Annotated in this window: 17 protein-coding genes and 4 tRNA genes; 5 read left to right on the top strand and 16 right to left on the bottom strand. The window is 38.6% G+C overall.

Annotated elements, in window-relative coordinates:
• Nucleotides 1-21 precede the first annotated feature (21 nt).
• Nucleotides 22-249, bottom strand: coding sequence for a hypothetical protein (locus IEV52_RS00275; protein WP_188400545.1), 228 nt, complete (start codon nt 247-249; stop codon nt 22-24).
• Between the two features lie 82 nt (nt 250-331).
• Here IEV52_RS00275 and IEV52_RS00270 point away from each other — a divergent pair, with 82 nt between their 5' ends.
• The 4 genes from IEV52_RS00270 to IEV52_RS00255 all read left to right on the top strand — a co-directional run bounded on the left by IEV52_RS00270 (nt 332) and on the right by IEV52_RS00255 (nt 4,820).
• Nucleotides 332-1,021, top strand: coding sequence for a response regulator transcription factor (locus tag IEV52_RS00270; RefSeq protein ID WP_188402186.1), 690 nt, complete (start codon nt 332-334; stop codon nt 1,019-1,021).
• Nucleotides 1,018-2,022: a sensor histidine kinase gene (locus tag IEV52_RS00265; RefSeq protein ID WP_188400544.1), complete on the top strand. Its 1,005-nt coding sequence runs from the start codon at nt 1,018-1,020 to the stop codon at nt 2,020-2,022. The genes IEV52_RS00270 and IEV52_RS00265 overlap by 4 nt, the downstream gene beginning before the upstream one ends.
• A 100-nt stretch (nt 2,023-2,122) precedes the next feature.
• A complete protein-coding gene (locus tag IEV52_RS00260) occupies nt 2,123-2,884 on the top strand; it encodes an ABC transporter ATP-binding protein (RefSeq protein ID WP_188400543.1) in 762 nt (253 codons plus the stop codon).
• Entirely contained in the window at nt 2,874-4,820 is a 1,947-nt protein-coding gene (locus tag IEV52_RS00255) for an ABC transporter permease (protein ID WP_188400542.1), read from the top strand. Before IEV52_RS00260 ends, IEV52_RS00255 begins: the two co-directional genes overlap by 11 nt.
• Before the next feature lie 295 nt (nt 4,821-5,115).
• Here IEV52_RS00255 and IEV52_RS00250 read toward each other — a convergent pair whose 3' ends face one another.
• Nucleotides 5,116-5,454, bottom strand: coding sequence for a zinc ribbon domain-containing protein YjdM (locus tag IEV52_RS00250; RefSeq protein WP_188400541.1), 339 nt, complete (start codon nt 5,452-5,454; stop codon nt 5,116-5,118).
• A 301-nt stretch (nt 5,455-5,755) separates the two neighbouring features.
• Between IEV52_RS00250 and IEV52_RS00245 the strand changes: the two genes are divergently transcribed.
• Nucleotides 5,756-7,225 (top strand): S8 family peptidase, encoded by a 1,470-nt coding sequence (locus IEV52_RS00245; protein ID WP_188400540.1) that lies wholly within the window; start codon nt 5,756-5,758, stop codon nt 7,223-7,225.
• 118 nt (nt 7,226-7,343) lie between these two features.
• On the opposite strand, the gene rlmH is transcribed toward IEV52_RS00245, so the two are convergent.
• The 14 genes from rlmH to IEV52_RS00175 all read right to left on the bottom strand — a co-directional run bounded on the left by rlmH (nt 7,344) and on the right by IEV52_RS00175 (nt 18,375).
• A complete protein-coding gene (gene rlmH / locus IEV52_RS00240; protein WP_188400539.1) occupies nt 7,344-7,823 on the bottom strand; it encodes a 23S rRNA (pseudouridine(1915)-N(3))-methyltransferase RlmH in 480 nt (159 codons plus the stop codon).
• Between the two features lie 80 nt (nt 7,824-7,903).
• Nucleotides 7,904-8,068 carry a CxxH/CxxC protein gene (locus IEV52_RS00235; RefSeq protein WP_188400538.1) on the bottom strand — a complete coding sequence of 55 codons (165 nt, stop codon included), beginning with the start codon at nt 8,066-8,068 and terminating at the stop codon, nt 7,904-7,906.
• A gap of 146 nt (nt 8,069-8,214) precedes the next feature.
• Nucleotides 8,215-9,420 (bottom strand): S1C family serine protease, encoded by a 1,206-nt coding sequence (locus IEV52_RS00230; protein WP_188400537.1) that lies wholly within the window; start codon nt 9,418-9,420, stop codon nt 8,215-8,217.
• A 157-nt stretch (nt 9,421-9,577) separates the two neighbouring features.
• Complete coding sequence (locus tag IEV52_RS00225; RefSeq protein ID WP_188400536.1) at nt 9,578-10,375, bottom strand: MBL fold metallo-hydrolase; 798 nt, start codon at nt 10,373-10,375, stop codon at nt 9,578-9,580.
• Between the two features lie 16 nt (nt 10,376-10,391).
• Nucleotides 10,392-11,237 (bottom strand): two-component system regulatory protein YycI, encoded by an 846-nt coding sequence (locus tag IEV52_RS00220; RefSeq protein ID WP_188400535.1) that lies wholly within the window; start codon nt 11,235-11,237, stop codon nt 10,392-10,394.
• Nucleotides 11,238-12,662, bottom strand: coding sequence for a YycH family regulatory protein (locus tag IEV52_RS00215; protein ID WP_188400534.1), 1,425 nt, complete (start codon nt 12,660-12,662; stop codon nt 11,238-11,240).
• Complete coding sequence (walK, locus tag IEV52_RS00210) at nt 12,659-14,494, bottom strand: cell wall metabolism sensor histidine kinase WalK (protein WP_188400533.1); 1,836 nt, start codon at nt 14,492-14,494, stop codon at nt 12,659-12,661. The genes IEV52_RS00215 and walK overlap by 4 nt, the downstream gene beginning before the upstream one ends.
• Before the next feature lie 5 nt (nt 14,495-14,499).
• Nucleotides 14,500-15,204 (bottom strand): response regulator YycF, encoded by a 705-nt coding sequence (gene yycF / locus IEV52_RS00205; protein ID WP_188400532.1) that lies wholly within the window; start codon nt 15,202-15,204, stop codon nt 14,500-14,502.
• A 190-nt stretch (nt 15,205-15,394) separates the two neighbouring features.
• The gene (locus tag IEV52_RS00200; RefSeq protein WP_188400531.1) at nt 15,395-16,846 is read right to left on the bottom strand and encodes a peptidoglycan DD-metalloendopeptidase family protein; all 1,452 of its coding nucleotides are present in this window, start codon (nt 16,844-16,846) and stop codon (nt 15,395-15,397) included.
• A gap of 198 nt (nt 16,847-17,044) precedes the next feature.
• Nucleotides 17,045-17,620 (bottom strand): glycerol-3-phosphate acyltransferase, encoded by a 576-nt coding sequence (locus IEV52_RS00195; protein WP_188400530.1) that lies wholly within the window; start codon nt 17,618-17,620, stop codon nt 17,045-17,047.
• A gap of 230 nt (nt 17,621-17,850) precedes the next feature.
• A tRNA-Phe gene (locus IEV52_RS00190) sits at nt 17,851-17,926 on the bottom strand.
• A gap of 168 nt (nt 17,927-18,094) precedes the next feature.
• Nucleotides 18,095-18,170 (bottom strand) — tRNA-Asp (locus tag IEV52_RS00185).
• Between the two features lie 38 nt (nt 18,171-18,208).
• A tRNA-Glu gene (locus tag IEV52_RS00180) sits at nt 18,209-18,283 on the bottom strand.
• Nucleotides 18,284-18,299: 16 nt separating this feature from the next.
• Nucleotides 18,300-18,375 (bottom strand) — tRNA-Lys (locus tag IEV52_RS00175).
• Nucleotides 18,376-18,751 lie beyond the last annotated feature (376 nt).

The raw sequence follows: 18,751 nt of genomic DNA, 5'->3' as shown, positions 1-18,751 counted from the left end.
TTTTTTATATTGACTGCTGACTCAGGAGTGTGTGAATAAAAAGGTGCATGGATAGGCTGATACAAGTATAGAAGGTGTTTTTTCGCCTTCTTTTTTCATTGTTTCATGTGGAACATTCATTTTGAACTCGTCATGTTTAAGGTATTTTGCAGTGGCAGTTATCATACGGTCTGATGAGTGAGATAAAACCTCATAGTTTAAGATAAAGATGTGAAAGAAGCCATCCTTTTCTATTTGATCTCCTCTCATATAAGAGAGTCTCTTGTAGAAAATATCCAAGTTTTGCTATACACTCAATATAAATAAAATGGTGATTTGCGTGGTGATAGATTTGTTTAAAGTTTTACTAATTGAGGATGACTTAACTTTGTTTAACGAAGTAAAAGACCGTTTATCTCAATGGTCTTATCAAGTGTATGGCATTACAGACTTTGGAAGGGTCATTCAGGAATTTACTGATATTAAGCCGGACTTAGTTATCATTGATATTCAGCTTCCCAAGTTTGATGGTTTTCATTGGTGCAGGAATATCAGATCTCATTCCAATGTTCCCATTATATTCTTGTCCTCTCGTGACCATCCTAGTGACATGGTGATGTCCATGCAGCTTGGCGCAGATGACTTCATACAAAAGCCGTTCCATTTTGATGTATTGATCGCTAAGATCCATGCGATTCTTCGCCGTGTTTATAATTACAATACCGAAACAGTAAATTTAAAAACATGGTGCGGGGCAACCATCGACTATGAAAAGAATTTAATCACCAGCGATAAAGGCTCAGTTGAACTGACTAAAAATGAAGTATTTATCCTGAAGCTTTTGATTGAACAAAAAAATAGGATCGTCAGTCGTGACAATCTAATCAATAGCTTATGGGATGATAAACGTTTTATAAGTGATAACACTCTTACGGTTAACGTGAATCGCCTGCGTAAGCGTCTGGATGAGATCGGATTAGGTCAGTTCATCGAAACAAAAGTGGGACAAGGATATATGGCGATTGAAGAGGAATCCGTATGATCAAACGATATATGAAAGAAAGAAGAAGTTGGATTCTCTTCTTTCTCTTTCAACAACTAATCTTGCTTTTTATCGCTTATCTCGATGCTGCCATCCCACTTTCATCGATAAGTTATATCGTCTTTTTATCTCTTTTTTTATTTGCTTTTTTCTTATTTTTACGGTATCAAAGTGAAACTGATTTCTTTAAACAACTTGAAGAAAAAGATCATAATCTAGATCTATCAAACTTAGCAGCATCCAGGACTCCTTTTGAGACAATTGTAGAGAAAAGTATTATTGAACAAACGGAACACTTAAAAAGGACTGCTTCTCAAAACCGGGTTCAAATCGAGCAAGAAAAAGACGAGATGCTATCGTGGATCCACGAGGTAAAAACACCCTTAACGGCTATGCATTTAATGATTCAGCGAATCGAGGATAATTCGTTAAAAACAGACTTAACGTATGAGTGGCTCCGGATTCATCTTTTATTGGATCAGCAGCTCCACCAAAAACGAATTCCTTTTATTGAGAACGATCTCTTTATGGAAGTGACAGAATTAGAGACGCTGCTCTTTTCCGAACTAAAAACGTTGCAATCCTGGTGTATTCAAAAAGGGATCGGCTTCGATTTTGATTTTCAGATCACCCGTGTTCTTAGTGATGCAAAATGGCTGGCATTTATTATTCGCCAGATCCTTACGAATGCCGTTAAATACAGTTATTCTTCTGACATTATGATAAGAAGCTATGAACATGAGGAACGAACCTATCTTGAAATTAAAGATTCGGGTCGTGGAATAGACCCCCGAGATCTCCCCCGTATCTTTGATAAAGGATTTACATCTACCACTGTACATCACGACCAAGCCTCCACAGGAATGGGATTATATTTAGCTCAGAAAGCAGCAGACTCTTTACACATACGTATCTCGGCTGAATCAAAGCTAGGCAACGGAACAACTATTAAATTGGCGTTTCCGCTTAAAAACGAATTTGATCATATTATGGGCATGTGACAAAAGTGTCACATGCTTTTATGTTTTGTTCGGCTAATGGAAGGAAATTGGTTTTCTCCCTTTCTATAATGGAACTATTCAGAGAGGAGTTAATGACAAAATGAGTATATTAAAAGCCGCTAAGCTTTATAAAAGTTACGGAAACAAATTAAACAAACAGCAAGTATTAAAAGGCATAGACCTTTCTATCGAAAAGGGAGAATTCATTAGTATCATGGGGGCTTCTGGCTCTGGAAAGACTACTCTGTTAAATGTACTTTCATCCATTGACCGAGTCAGCGAAGGCACGATTCATATAAACCAAGTCGAGATGACAGCGATGAAAGAAAAGCAGCTTGCAGAATTTAGAAAAAATCACTTAGGCTTTATCTTTCAAGATTACAACTTATTGGATACATTAACGGTTAAAGAAAACATTCTTTTGCCTTTATCCATTACGAAAACACCCAAAAAAGAAGCAGAACAAAAATTTGACAGGGTAGCTAAAGAGTTAGGTATATATGAGGTAAAAGATAAGTACCCAAACGAAATCTCTGGCGGTCAAAAGCAGCGTACATCTGCTGCTCGGGCGTTTATTCATGAGCCTAGCATCATCTTTGCTGATGAACCAACAGGAGCCCTTGATTCAAAATCCGCATCTGATTTATTAAATAAACTTAGCGGACTAAACCAGAATCGAAAAGCTACGATCTTAATGGTTACACATGATCCTGTCGCTGCAAGCTATTGCAGCCGTGTTGTATTCATAAAAGATGGTCAGATCTATACCCAGTTAATGAAAGGAGAACAAGATCGACAGAGCTTCTTTAAAGATATCATGAAAACGCAAGGTGTTTTAGGCGGTGTTCAACATGAACATTAATCAGCTGATCTTTCGAAACATAAAGAAAAATTTAAAGAACTATTACCTATATGTATTTGCGTTGATTTTTATTGCAGCACTTTATTTCGCTTTTGTAACGCTGCAGTATGACCCATCCATGGATGCTGCAAAAGGAACAGTAAAAGGAGCAGCATCAGTCCGAGCGGCATCCATTCTCTTAGTGGCGATTGTTTCGATCTTCCTTTTATACGCAAACACGATTTTTATTAAAAGGCGCAGTAAAGAAATAGGCTTATTTCAGCTTATTGGCATGACGAAGAATAAGATATTTCGAATCCTGACACTTGAAAACCTTGTACTTTACTTTGGATCATTATGGATTGGAATTTTTGCTGGATTTTCTTTTTCAAAATTGATTATTATGATCTTATTTAAGACAACCGGAGTTGATGCGATTGCGTCCCTTCGTTTTTCATCACAAGCTCTTGTGCAAACCCTTATCGTATTTACCGTCATTTATCTTTTAATCATGATCATGAACTATATCTTTATTAAACGGCAAAGTATTCTGGCCTTGTTCCGTGTCACTTCTTCCACTGAAGGAAAAATTAAGAAGCTTTCCGTGTTTGAAATTGTTATAGGCGTTTTCGGGATCGGTATGATCTTAACCGGTTATTACATTTCTTCTAAACTATTTACTGGTGACTTTACTACAATGCCTGAGTTATTTGGAGCAATGATCTTCATTCTGGCTTCCGTTATCCTCGGTACTTATCTTTTTTATAAAGGTTCTGTAAGCTTTCTTCTGCATCTTTTAAGAAAACGAAAAGACGGGTACCTGTCTATTAATGAAGTCATGTCCTTGGCATCCGTTATGTTTCGCATGAAATCTAATGCATTGCTTTTAACGATCATTACAACGGTTTCTGCTCTTGCCATAGCCTTGTTGTCATTGACCTATATCTCTTATTATTCTGCAGAAAAAACAGCAGCAGATCATATTCCTCATCACTTCTCAATCATTGATAGGAATTCTGCAGATAAGTTTGAGACAGCTTTAAAAGAAAATAATATTGAATACACCGAGACATCATTAGAAGTCATTCAAGCATCTGTTAATGCTGGACAGCTAGTAGATAGAAGTTTAGAAGAGCTCGTGATAGACCCAAAGGCAATGCCTCTTCCTCTTATAAGCGACAAATCTGTTGATTGGGTAGATGTTTCACCAAAAGAAGTAGTTTTCACAGGATATAACGATCTCTTGCAAAAGTTTATGCCATTAAAGGATTCTGGAATGATTCAAATTAAAGGAAAGACTGAGGTTATACCTCAAACCTACCAAGGGCTAGAACAAGAACACCCTGTTTCCTGGTACTTTACAGGAGGCGGCGTACCTGTTGCCGTTGTAGATGACACGGTATTCAAGCGTGTCAAAAAGGATTTGGATCCAAAGATTCAAAAAGAATCCACTCTATATATTGGGGTAAATATAAACAACAAAGAAAAATTAGAGAAAGCTAATGATCTTTTTAAATCAACGGGAACATATGAAAAATTATACAATGAGTCCCGTCTTGAAATAAGCACCAATCAAAAGAAGAACATGGGCTTAATGATGTTCATTGTAGGTTTCTTAGGACTTACTTTCCTGATTACATCGGGATGTATCCTTTACTTTAAACAGATGGATGAAGGTGAAAGTGAGAAGCCCAATTACACGATTTTACGAAAGCTGGGATATACTCAAGGCGATCTCTTGAAAGGGATCCAGTTCAAGCAGCTATTTAATTTTGGTATTCCTTTAGCCATCGGATTGCTTCACGGTTATTTCGCTGTACAATCCGGGTGGTTCTTATTCGGAGCTGAAGTATGGACACCTATGATTATCGTGATGGTTGTCTATACCGTCCTCTATTCCATCTTCGGTATGTTATCAGTTCTTTATTATAAGAAAGTGATCAAGGAATCTTTATAATGAATTAGCTCTAGCCAACAAGGCTAGAGCTTTTTTTATATACAGCAACACTTGTCCAATTCACGTTAACTGCAATGACAGAGTGCTAGAGCGTTCCATGACCGCAAATCACTCTTCCCATCATAATGTACGGATTAAAACAACCAAGTCAATGAATATAAACGCGTAATAACCCCGCTTATTAAAAAACGGGGTTTATAAATATTTTTCAGTTTTTTAGGACGATCTTTATCGCTATATCAGCAGATTTGAAGTAAGTTGGTTATCATCTATTAAATATGAATGGGATGAGAGCTTAAATCTTTTTTACGAACTCTGACTTAAGCTTCATAGCTCCAAAACCGTCGATCTTGCAATCAATATCATGATCGCCTTCTACGAGACGGATTCCTTTTACTTTTGTTCCAATCTTAATAACAGAAGATGTTCCTTTTACTTTAAGATCCTTAATGACCGATACAGAATCACCATCTTTCAGGATGTTTCCATTCGCATCTTTAACAACCTTCTCTTCTTGTTCGGAAGTTTCACTTTCTGACGTCCACTCATGAGCACACTCTGGACAAACAAGAAAGCTGCCGTCTTCGTAAGCATAAGGGGAATTGCATTTTGGGCAATCTGGTAGATTAGACATTTAATTGGTTCCTCTCTTCATCAGTTCTTGTCCATTTTACCATATCGATAAAAATGGTTTTTTTACTTGTGGTACGGTTCTCCTCGTCTAAACAAAATGAGGTTTTTTATTTCGTTAACTAGCAGTAAGCATAGCTTCTCTTCTTAATTTTCTGGGGATATTTAGGTCTGCCATCACAAATATTAGGTTATTTTGTCGTAATATTTTAAATTTTCTTTTTATTAATCGACAAATTTTTTGAAGAGCTTGTACTAGAATTAATTTGTGATTCACATTAAATTTACATAAGGGAGTAATATTAATGAAAAAGAAACTAGCTGTGCTATCTATTTGTTCGGCTCTATCATTTTCTTTGCTTATTGGGGTCCAACCGAATCAAACAAAGGCTGCAACGGAGAAGGAACATTATGTAATAGCGTATAAAGGGAAGCTGCCGGGTAATTTCTCAGAAACCATCTCGAAGGCAGGAGGGAATGTTGAAAGAGTTATACATGAAATCGGAATTGTTGAGGTTGCATCCTCCGATTCAACTTTTCTATCAAATATAAAACAAGATACTAACATTCAGACTGTTGGAAGAGAACTTGAAGCATACTTAGAAACCGATCCAGATAACAAAGTTAATTTTACTCCTGGTAACCCAGATGGAGGCAAAGTTACTTTGGATTCAAATGCAGACAGCTATTGGGATAAACAATGGGATATGCAGCGTTTGACTCATGATGGCGATTCTTATGAGCTAAATGAAGGTAACCCTGATACCGTTGTAGCCGTCATTGATACAGGAATTGACTTCAGCCATCCAGATTTGAAGGATAACGCTGATCTTGCTGGATCAAAAACATTTGTACCTGGAACAACAGATGCCTGGGATAAAAATGGTCACGGAACACATGTTGCTGGATCAATTGCCGCCAATGGAAAGGTTAAGGGAGTAGGTCCAGAATTAACAGTCCGAGCTTACCGCGTATTTGGTGCAACAGGTGGAGCACAACAATCTTGGATTACTGATGCAATTGTAGCTGCAGCAAACGATGGCGTTGAAGTTATTAATATGTCCATTGGAGGCTGGCGTTGGATGGCTCATAACCTTGGAGAAAAAGGTGATTCCGCTTCAATGGTAGCTTATCACCGTGCAATTCAGTATGCCATCCAAAAAGGAGTTACAGTGGTTGTATCTTCAGGGAATGATTCAAAAGATCTAAACAATTTACATGATATGCAGGCTTATTGGAAGGATACTTACGGTTTAGACATTAAAGGTCCATCTCGTGTAGTACCAGCCCAAATTCCTGGAGTTATTACCGTTTCTTCATCTAATGAGTGGTCAACAGATAATATTGCATTCTACTCTAATTATGGAAATGCAATTGACGTTGCTGGTCCTGGTGGGGATAACGGTCCATTATACGACAGTTTGTTCCGTGCAGACCCAAAAGGCGACTATTTAAATAAACGTGATTTTACGTATCGTACATTATCAACCTATCCTTCTTATCCTGTAGGAGCTAATGGTGGTAGTAATGCTACAACGAAATTTACTGATGGACAATGGCATGGATATTCTTATTTACACGGAACTTCCATGGCAGCACCAAAAGTTGCTGGTGTGGCTGGAGTCATTAAAGCAGCTCACCCTGAGTACTCACCTGCTCAAGTAGCAGCAGCAATCAGACAAAGTGCCCTTGATTTGGGTAAAGTCGGAGTAGATCCACTTTATGGAGCTGGCGAAGCCAATATTTATAACTACTTGTTGAATGATAATAAGTAAAGAAAAGACCACTGAGACTAATCTCAGTGGTTTTCCTTTTATATTTTTATCATTCATATTTACTCTAAAGTGTATTCCACTCACTATATCTACTGAACATTTTGTTTAAAAACCTCATTTACTTATGGTAAGGTTCATTCCGATTAATCCGAAACGCTCGATAAATCTGCTCTACCAGTACGAGTTTCATCAACTGATGCGGGTATGTAATCTTTCCAAAAGAGATCTTTTCGTTTGCCCGCTTTATAACAGCCTCACTTAAACCTAAAGATCCACCGATTACAAAAGCTACTTTGCTCTTTCCGTAAGTCGCCAGCTTGTCCAAGTTTTCAGCCAGATCTTCAGATGAGACAGCCTTACCTTCTATAGCCATAGCAATCACATGTACATCCTGCCCGATCTTAGCCAATATCCTTTCACCTTCTGCGTTTTTAACCATAACCATCTCCTGGTCACTTAATGTTTCAGGCGCTTTTTCATCAGGAACCTCTATAATCTCTATCTTCGCATAAGGACCAAGTCTCTTTAAGTATTCATCTATACCTGACTTTAAGTATTTTTCTTTTAATTTCCCTACTGAAACAATTGATATATTCACGTGTTGAAAACTTCCTTTCAAATAAGTTATCCCCAGAACTTATCCACATATACACAATGAAGGCCATATATTGTAGGCGGTCATATGTTCGATACTTTATATACACCCTGTTTGCTGCAGTATTCACATCCTGTTGATAACTCGCTTTCCTTTGTTAATAACTCTACGACCGGCGGTGTTTCAAATTCATCCACAATAATGTCAATCGCAAGCTCTGCATGCTCTTTACAGCAAATAATATTCAAAAATCTTCACTCCCTACTTATCCACAATTCCTCTTCCTACACTAACGAATAATGGTCTGTGTGTAAATAATCTTCCTTATTAAAGTTGTCCACATGTGGAATCAAAACAAAAAACAGGGAGATAAAATTCCCCCTGTTTAAAAAACTTAAGTTTGTCTTCCACCGCTGAGTTCAACCTTAACAGTTTGCTTCTTGCCGTTACGATAGAATGTCACATCAACTTCATCACCAATTTTTGCTTTCGTGTATAGGAATTTACGAAGAGCGATTGGATCTTTAATCTTTTCTCCGTCCATCTCAACAATTACGTCCATTTCTTTCATTCCGGCTCTGGCAGCTGGTGATGCTGGAGTGATCTCCATAACGACAACACCCTCTTGAACGCTGTCTGGAATTTTAAGTGTTTGTTCTCGCTGGTACGTGTTCACTTGCGAAAGCGGTATGATGTTAACTCCTAAAAATGGTCTTCTCGTCTCACCATATTTCTCAAGGTCTTCAATAATGGGCTCTGCAACATCTGAAGGAATGGCGAATCCGATTCCTTCTACTTCATTCTGAGCAATTTTAGAAGAGTTAATTCCGATAACCTGACCGGCAATATTGATTAATGCACCACCGCTGTTACCTGGATTAATAGCCGCATCAGTCTGAATAACTTCTGCTTGCCAATCCGGGTTGCCGTCTTGATCAAGATCTATAGGAATAGAGCGGTCAGCACTTGAAACGATACCTTGCGTTACAGATCCGGGGAAGTTCCCTAACGGGTTACCGATTGCAATCGCTGGTTCCCCTCGTTTTAAATCACCGGATGTTCCGAACTCCGCTACACTCTCTACTTTGCTCCCATCAATCTCAACGACAGCTAGATCCATCAGCGGGTCGGTACCGCGCAAGGTTCCTTTAAGCTTGGTTCCGTTGCTTAGCGTAATTTCAATCTGACTTGCGTCCGCAACAACATGATCGTTTGTTACAACGTAAGCCTTATTGCCTTCTTTTTTATAGATAACACCCGATCCTGTACCAGCGGGCTGCTGGCTCCAAAAATCAGTTTGCTGAATGTTGATTACCTCTACAACGGCTCCGGAAGCTTTATCTACTGCATCCGTTACGTTTGTCGTAAGATCGATATCAACGTTTCTTTCTACTTCGTTCTCGTCCGTATCCAGCCCGTTTTCCTCTCCATCAGAAGGGTACAAGTTATCCGGCAACAGACCCGCCCCTCCTAAGGCAGGTACTGTAAATAATACAAGTAAACCACCCAGAATGGCTCCTAGCAAAGCTGGTAGAAACTTTCCTCCGCGGTTTCCTTTTTGCCGAGATGAGGATTCATAATCGTCATCATAATATCCCATATTGCTCTTCACCGTTCCTTTCAACAATCAAGTGTATGAGTTCATAACCTATTGTAAGCAATTAGTCCTGAAAATATGGACATTTTGGGTTATTTTTCATAATTTCCCACACTTATTGTTATTTCCTGAAACGGTTTACTTTAAACAACGCGAGGAGTTACACTAAAGCCAGTTTTGTTGGCTGGCTTGCATCGGTATCATGAAGAATAATTTGTTCTCCAGCAGTGATATCATAGGTCTTTAGGGTCTGTTCAACCGCTAGGCGCGCAATATCCTTCATGTTATTATCTCTACTCAGATGGGCTAGATATATATGTTTAGTGCCATCCCCAATAACATCCGCAAGAGCATGTCCACAATCTTCGTTAGATATATGCCCATGATCACCTAAGATCCGGCGTTTAATATTCCAAGGGTATCTTCCCATCATAAGCATGTTAATATCGTGGTTAGATTCAATAACAAGCGAGTGGCTGTCACGAATGATCCCTTTCATACGATCACTCACGTAGCCCGTATCTGTCATAAGAGCAAGCTTTCTTCCATTATGATGAAAAACATAAAACATCGGCTCAGCTGCATCATGAGAAACGCCAAACGACTCAACCTCTAGATCATGGAACGTTTTAACGGTTTCCATCTCAAACTCAAATTTTTGTTCCGTTGCAACGTCACCAATCAGGCCGTCCATGGCATTCCATGTGTTCTTATTCGCATAGATCGGCAGCTTAAATTTTCGGGCAAGTACACCGAGTCCTTTTATGTGATCGCTATGTTCATGAGTGACCAAGATACCGTCAATATCACCTACTTCACCACAAGCCGCTTTTTCAAAAAGAATTTGAATCTGTTTTGCACTCAGACCTGCATCAACAAGCAAGCGTGTCTTTTCCGTCTCTACGTATATCGCATTCCCCGAGCTTCCACTAGCAAGAACGCTAAATTTCAAACTCATAACCGCATGTTCCTTTCTACTCTTCTTCTCCCGATAACACTTGAATGGAACTGTCAGTTGCATTAACTAAATACTGTCCGTCTTCTGTTTCTATAAACCAAGTAGGAGCATATACTTGAAGGTCTCCTACCTCTACTAGACTGTAATACCCCAATTGTATGTCTTTTACCTTATCACCCTTTGTTAAGTAGGCAGTATCGAACAGCCTTCCTAACGCTTTAGTAGGATCAATAATTTCCTGTGGAGCTCCTTGACGCATGATTAATAGATACGTTTGTGTAAACTTTGTCAGTCTTCCTTTTTCATCAAGGTAAAATTTAATCATACCATTTGGAGCTTCAAAGTCTAAATTAGAATCCTTTGGCTGATCAAAATTAGCAGCATTATAAAAGATAGGTTTTTTTAAATAAATCTGATTGAACCAAATGATGTTCTTCTTCTTATCCCAGGCAAAATAGGCATACTCATTACCGCGTGACACATTATCTTCTAGAAACTTAGACAGTGTATCTATAAGATCATTGTCATCTTTCTTAGGCAGATCCATCGGTTTCTTTAATGTATAGTTCAATGTAATATCTGAACTTTTTTGTTGATCCAGCGAAATTTCTTTAAATTTTAACGATTTTTCTTCATCAGAAAAATTGTATCTCTGAGCGCTGATCAGTGTTTGTTCGTCTTTATATTTCGGAATCTGATCTTCGTACTCAATATTGTTAATTCGCAGTATCTCTTCTAAAGGCTGTTGAGAAAGTGGTGCGATATTGTTTATATCATTCTTTTGGTAGAGCTGATAGCCTAGAAACAAGTTCAAGACAAGGAAGGTAAGGATAAAGATGCTTTTTGTTTTTTTCCAATCCAATTAAAACCCTTCCTCTCTGTCAGCTTTAAATAATGGCGACCACCCTTGATTTTCATAATTTATAAACCATTTTGGCTCTAATATATAGATATGTGGTTTGCTTTGCCTTCTGATGGAATAACCGATTCGGACATCCTTAATATAGTTCTCGTTATAATCAGCAGCCTTTAACTCTTGGATAACCTCATTGCCTGATTCCAGTTTGATCGTCTCTGATAGATCTTCTGGATAATATTTAGATTGTGTATCCAGTTCTACCATAGACCTCTTATATTGGTAGAGTTCACCTTCAGACCAGCTAAGACTCATCTGCATATCATCATCCAATACTGGCAGTTCGTCTACGTAAAGCCAAAACCCAGCCGTTTCGTTATCGAGAGATGATACGATATAAGGATTACCGCCCCATCCTGCATGCGTATTTACATAGTCTATAGACAGGAATAGTGGAGAATTGATCGTGCTTTGACTCCCATTTGTTAAACCTGCAAAGTTTGTATACGTGAATCGGTTTTCTGTTTCATTTATAACCATTGCAGCTGTACCATCTGTAAATGTTTCTTCATTTACAGCCGTAGAAGCACTTTTAACGGCTAAAGGATCCTTAAATAGAGCTTTTTTATATTTCTCTTTCGTTTCTTCATTGATGGCTTTTGAGATATAAGCGTTGCTGTTTACTATTATAGAATTCATAGGAAAATAGAAGCGGTCTTTAATCTCATTTTCCCCTTCACTTGTCTCTTCTTTAATGTCATGAGAAACATAAGGCTTAAAATCCTCTTTTGCGACAAGTTGATTCATTTGCTTTAGCAAAGGCAAAAGTGCGTCATTATTTATCGCTTTAATTTTTTGTTTCTTCTGTGGCTGATACGAGATCAGATACCCTTCAACGCCGCCTGTATTGCTTTGATACAAGTATAGTCTGTCTACGTTCTGAGGCTTGCTTGCTGTAATTTGAGCTGCTTCAAAAGAAAAGACATCTTTATATATCTCCTGACTCATTCCTACAGGATAGATTACTTCTACATAGTTTGTTTTCTTTATAAAGCTCTCATCAGCAGGGTCAAATGTTTGATCATTCTTTGGACCTGTATCAAAAGTAAATCTTGTCTCACTTAAGACTTTATGAAATAAATTGATCTGATTGTTAGCTTCTGCTCCATATAATTCATTGTCTTTGTGATAGATTACTTGGGTAGGATAGACAGCTTCAGATAAAGAAAGCTGATCTTCTACCATTTCCTTTTTCACTGTTCGTGGATCCTCTAATGCAGGGTAGCTCGGTTTAAAAGTCCACAAGCTCCATGTTAAGACAAGGCTTAATGCGATCAATGACGTTAAAACAACTGACTTTATCAATTCACGGTTTTCACGAACATACGTAATCACTTTTCTTGTATGTGTAATCCATTTTAACCAGTTCATGCTTTTGGCCCCTCCTTAACTTTTCTTAAAGGAAGAGTGAAATGTATCGTTGTTCCTTGTCCCCATTCACTTTCTGCCCATATATCTCCGCCGTGCGCCAGCACAATTTCTTTTGCGATCGCAAGACCCAGCCCCGTTCCGCCTATATCTCTAGAACGTGCTCGGTCTACTCTAAAGAAACGGTCAAAAATCTTGGATACGTTGTTCTTGGGAATTCCTACACCCTGATCAGAGATGCTCACTTTTACTTTTCGGCCGATAACTACAGCTGTAAACGTGATCGTACCACCTTCAGGAGAATACTTCATCGCATTAGAAATGATGTTATCCAATACTTGTGTCATCTTGTCAGTATCCATTTGAACAGGGATCAAGGTGTCAGGCAGTGAGCGGGATAACTCAATATTTTCTTTTTCAAGCATGTCAAAACGATCAATAATCCCGTTTAAAAAGTGAATCAAATCAATCTCACGGAAGTTAAATCTATAGTCTTTGCTATCCATTTTTGAAAGTTGAAGCAGATCTGTAACAAGTCTGATCATACGCTCTGTTTCATTTTGGGTTACTTCAAGGAAACGCGGGGCAATATTATCATCCTGCCAAGCACCGTCTGCAAGGGCTTCTAGATAGCTCCTCATCGTAGTAAGAGGCGTTCTTAACTCATGTGAAACGTTAAATACAAACTCTCTTCGTTCGTTATCTATTTGTTCTTGTTCTGTTACATCATGAAGAACACAAATAAGACCATTAATTGGCCCATCATCTTTTTGGATGGTTGAGAAGTTAGCCCGGACGACATAATGAAGATCGTCTGTACTGAAATCAAGCAGCATAGACTCATATTCGTTATACAGCTCTTCCCATGTATAATTCGTGTTTAATCGAAGCAGTTCCAATAGTGAAGTGCCAAGTGCATTCTGCCTGGAGATATTCAGCATTTCTTCAGCGCGGTCATTCATAAGAATGATGGCTCCATCTCGATCTGTCGCGATCACACCATCAGTCATATAGGTCAGGACTGAACGCAGCTTTCTTCTTTCACTCTCGGTAATGGCAGTCGCTTCTTGGAGCTTTGTCGTCAGGTTGTTAAACGTCATCGCCAGCTGTCCGATCTCATCATCTCCATAAAGCTGAACTTTACGCGAGAAATCTCCTCTGGCCATAACCAGAGCCTGTTTTCTCATATCTGCCATTGGACGGGTTATCGTACGCGCCAAGAAGACACCGAGTAGTCCTGTAATAATCAGAGCGATTACTGTACCGGTTACTAAAATATTATTAATACGCTGAATTTGTTTGAAGATGCTTTCGATAGAGGCTTGTAGATAAATAGCTCCGATGGTTGGTCCATCACTGTTTATCTGAATCGGCTTTGCCAAAACCATAACCCTTTCACCCTCAGGTGTAAGCATGATCTCATCATCAACAGTGCCTTCAAGAGCGATTTTAATCTTAGGGTTAAAGCTGATTTGGCCGACCAGCCTTTGTTTGTTGCTGGCAAGAACCATACCTTCTTTATTCAAGACTTGTAATTCTTTTTCTTCAAACTCCTCATCAATTAACGCTTGAATATCTTCTTCAAGCGTTACCTGTTCTTCCCCATCTTCGTTTTTACTATTTTTATACTTACTTGCGTCCTTCATCTTTTGCTCAATATTAAACTCTAATAAATTCACTCTGTCATAGAGTGATTTAGAGAAGCTTTGCCGAAGATCAGCCTCTAGGTTATTAATAAAATAAACGCTGATCACTTGCATGGCTATTAAAATGAGCAAAACATAAATCAATACAAATTTGACATGTATTGATTTAAAAAAATTCACTTTATCCATGATGATTACTCCTGATCAGGATTTCTTAGGTAATACCCCACTCCGCGTCTTGTAATGATCCATAATGGGTGGCTCGGGTTATCTTCTACTTTTTCACGGAGACGGCGAACGGTAACATCAACTGTTCGAACATCTCCAAAATAGTCGTACCCCCACACCGTTTGCAGCAAGTGTTCACGTGTCATCACTTGTCCGATATGTTTAGCCAGATAATGCAGCAATTCAAATTCTCGATGTGTTAACTCAATGGTTTCACCGCGTTTTGTAACAATATAAGCATCAGGATGGATGGTTAAAGAACCGATCGTGATCTCATTGTTCTCATCTACCTCACGCTCTGCTTCTTGTTGATGACGGCGCAGATTTGCTTTGACACGAGCGATCAATTCTCGTGTGCTAAAAGGCTTTGTCACATAATCATCCGCACCAAGCTCTAATCCTAGTACTTTATCAATTTCCGAATCTTTAGCTGTAAGCATAATAATCGGCATATCATATTTTTTACGGATTTCACGGCATACTTCCATGCCATCTTTTAAAGGAAGCATAATATCAAGCAGAATCATATCAGGCTTTTCTTTCTCAACCTTTTCAAGTGCATTTATACCGTCATAGGCACAAATGACAGTAAATCCTTCTTTTTCAAGATTGAACTGCAGGATGTCTGCAATTGGTTTTTCATCATCCACTACGAGAATTTTCTTTTCCATGGGAACGCTCCTTCTTCGGAAACTCTATTTTATATATAGCAGGATATATACTTTATTGTTTGTTTTAAATGGTATCTCTACTATTTTATCACAGTTGAAACTTTCTCCATACTACTAGTAAAACCTTCTAATTTCTGATAAGAAAAACCTCCCAGAAATGGTTCATTCCCAAGAGGTCTTACACGTATTATCACAAGTAATCTGCAGGATTTTTCAGATCACCATTCTCGTATACTTCAAAATGTAAATGTACACCTGTCGATCGGCCTGTAGAACCCATCACACCAATCTTTGAACCCTTCTGCACCACATCCCCTGTTGATACAGAAAGAGAATTCAAATGAGCATAGATAGTTCTCATTCCATTGTTATGATTGATGATGATCTTTTTGCCATAATCCCCGTCCCAGCCCGCAAATACGACGGTGCCATTATCTGCAGCAAGGATAGAGCGTTCAGATGGACGAGCAATATCGATTCCTTTATGCTGCCTTCCCCAGCGTGATCCTTTATGGCTGGAAATATATCCACCAACGGCAGGCCATGAAAGAGTGCCTGTTCCCTTAGATGGGATCACCTTTGTACCGATCTTTTGAATCTCAGTTACAGGTGCTTTTACTTGCTCTTTCTTCAAGATATCTTTTTGAAGAAGCTTGTTGTCTGCATTATAAACAGTAAAGGTGATATCCTCTAATCCGTTTTGACCTTTTTGTACCGTTTTTGTCTGGCCTTTTTCTATTGTACTGTCTTCCTGCTTTTCAATTTGAAAAGGAATCTCGTTTTGAACACGAGTGGCTTTATAGACGAGTACTTCGGTAAAAGGCTTCTTTTCTGTTACGGTTACTGAGTCACCTGTTCGAATAACGGGCGCTAGCAGCATTCTTGGATTCAACGTGAAAAATTGATCCATTGATAAGTGATACTTTTCAGTAATCGATTCAACTGTTTCCCCTTCTAAAACAACATGTTCTTTTCTTTGAAGTGTCCCTTCTTTTATACGGGACATCGCTTCCTTAACAGAAACGAGTTCATTAATGGATGTCTGTGCCTTCCAAATTAAAATAGGATTAGAAAAATCAACGTCAACAACTTTACTTTCACCAGGTTTTAGATCTGGTATTTCAAGTTCTTTATCTTTAGCCTTCTTTTTATTTATAGCATCCAGTTCTTCTTTTGAAACATGTTCAAGTTGAAGCTTTAAAAGTATGTCCTCTGCTTCTTTTTCACTAGAAACATAAGCTGCTGTCTGTCCACCCACCACCAAACGGTAAGCTTCTATTGAAACAGATAAATGCTTTGTTAACGCTTTTCTAGCCGCTTCATGATCGAACTGTGGCCGAAACATCTTTTCTGGCTTTAACTCTATAGATTCATTTATGGTAAAGGCAAAATCGCTCTTTCTGCCTTTTGCATTCTGTAAAATATGCTCAACTGTCTGATTAACAACACTTTTTTCCCTTACTGTACCAATCTTTACCCCATCAACATAAACATGGAAAACTGTTTTTATTAACTGGTTATCATCGTGATGTGCGTTTGTTACAGAAGGATTCAACGTAAATGTTGAGAGTATCATAATAACTGCTAAAAATAACGGAACTAGTTTTCTTATAAATCTTTCAGTGGTTTTTCGATTCTGCACTCTTCTTTTTCCCCCTAAAGATCCTCTGCTATTTCTCTGCTATGTCTATTGTCCTAGGACAATCTTCGCCGTTTATTATCTCTAGTATCCTATCATAAGGGATTTCAATTTGTCAGAAATTCACGGTTTTTGTAATCTAACTGTAAAAGTGGGCCATCAAAAAAGAGCAAAAGATAAACTCTTTTTGCTCTTTAAGAATTATTCGTTTAACTTGATTCTTTCCTTAATATCGTCTTTTTGAACATATATAACGAGTAAACTGATCGGCAGAAGAATGAGCGTTTCAAGCCATTGTCTTTCAATCAACCAATAGAAGAAAGGAGCAAGTGCAAAGGCAAATAACCCTGCAACCGTTAAGCTTCGTTTAATGGAATAAAACAAAAGGAATGCTGCACCAACTAATATCGCAGAGACTAAATGAAAAACGACCAAACCTCCGATAAATGAGGCAACCCCTTTTCCTCCTTGAAACCTTAGAAATATTGGATAAAGATGGCCTAGAATAACAGCTAGAAAACCAAGCAGCTGAATATGTGGAGGGTATTCAAATTGAATGGCAGCCCAGATGACTGCCGCTGCTTTAAGGATGTCACCTGCTAATGTTAGAACGAAACCAGAAGGCCCTAAAACTCTCCCTGCATTTCGTGCACCTATATTGCCGCTTCCAAGCAGTCGTAAATCTACACCTTTTAAAAGCTTTGCTACAAGAAACCCTGTCATCAAACCACCTACAAGGTAACTCGCGATCAAATACAGTCCCCATTGAAATTCCATCTGTATGATCACTACCTTCCTAATCCCAATTGGTAACATTATATTCTTAATGTTAAGTACTTATCCCTCTTTCTCATTTTCTAGCTGTTTTCTGATTGTTCGGCGTTCCGTTATGCAATGTAAGTAGGGCAAGTACTGCAGGATTCGATCTATTCGTGACGCCTAAACAGAGCAAAAAAAAGCATGCCCTTCATCAGGACATGCAACATGTTTTAGGATTTAAAGTAAAATGGTGGCTCGAGACGGAATCGAACCGCCGACACGAGGATTTTCAGTCCTCTGCTCTACCGACTGAGCTATCGAGCCAAATTGAAAATTTGGTTTTATTTAAGGTGTGTCTCTTCCTCTTATAGCTATTCTTTTATGCGTATCCGTCGAGACAAATCGAAGTTTACTCGTGAGGTAACGCTCTTAGCTACCGAGCCAAATTAAAAATTTGGTTTTTATTTCATTTGTACTTTTTTAAAATAAAAATGGCGGACCCGACCGGGGTCGAACCGGCGATCTCCTGCGTGACAGGCAGGCATGTTAACCACTACACCACGAGTCCACTTGTAAAAAAGTACTGGTTATTCGAGAAAAAATGAATGGTGACCCGTACGGGATTCGAACCCGTGTTACCGCCGTGAAAGGGCGGTGTCTTAACCGCTTGACCAACGGGCCACTTTTTTAAAAAAAGTGGTGAGCCATGAAGGACTCGAACCTTCGACCCTCTGATTAAAAGTCAGATGCTCTACCGACTGAGCTAATGGCTCGGGCTATAAAATTTCCGTCGGTAATACCTGTTTCTTCCTCTACAAGCAATACCGTACGTTTATCCGTCGAAACAACTCGCAGTAAACTCGTGTTGTTTCGCTCGTGACTGAGCTAATGGCTCGTGCTTTCAAAAACAATGTCGTTTTTTCACGACAAGTGTTACTTTATCACGATATGAGTGCTTTGGCAATATGTTTTCATAATATTTTTCATAAAAACTTTCAATATCTTATTTTTTCTTCTGTGATTAAGTCTAGATCAGCTCCAATTAAGTCAAAATGAGGGTTAATTAAGTCTTATTTAAAAAAATTAAGTCATTCTAAAGATAAATTGAGTCTTAATCAAAAAATATAGGTCGTTCGACAAAATTCAACA

Origin of the sequence: Fictibacillus barbaricus (assembly GCF_014635025.1) — a bacterium.
In the GTDB taxonomy this organism is placed as follows: domain Bacteria; phylum Bacillota; class Bacilli; order Bacillales; family Fictibacillaceae; genus Fictibacillus; species Fictibacillus barbaricus.
The sequence above is the reverse complement of the archived record's forward strand: the minus strand, read 5'-3'. Positions and strand labels throughout refer to the sequence as shown.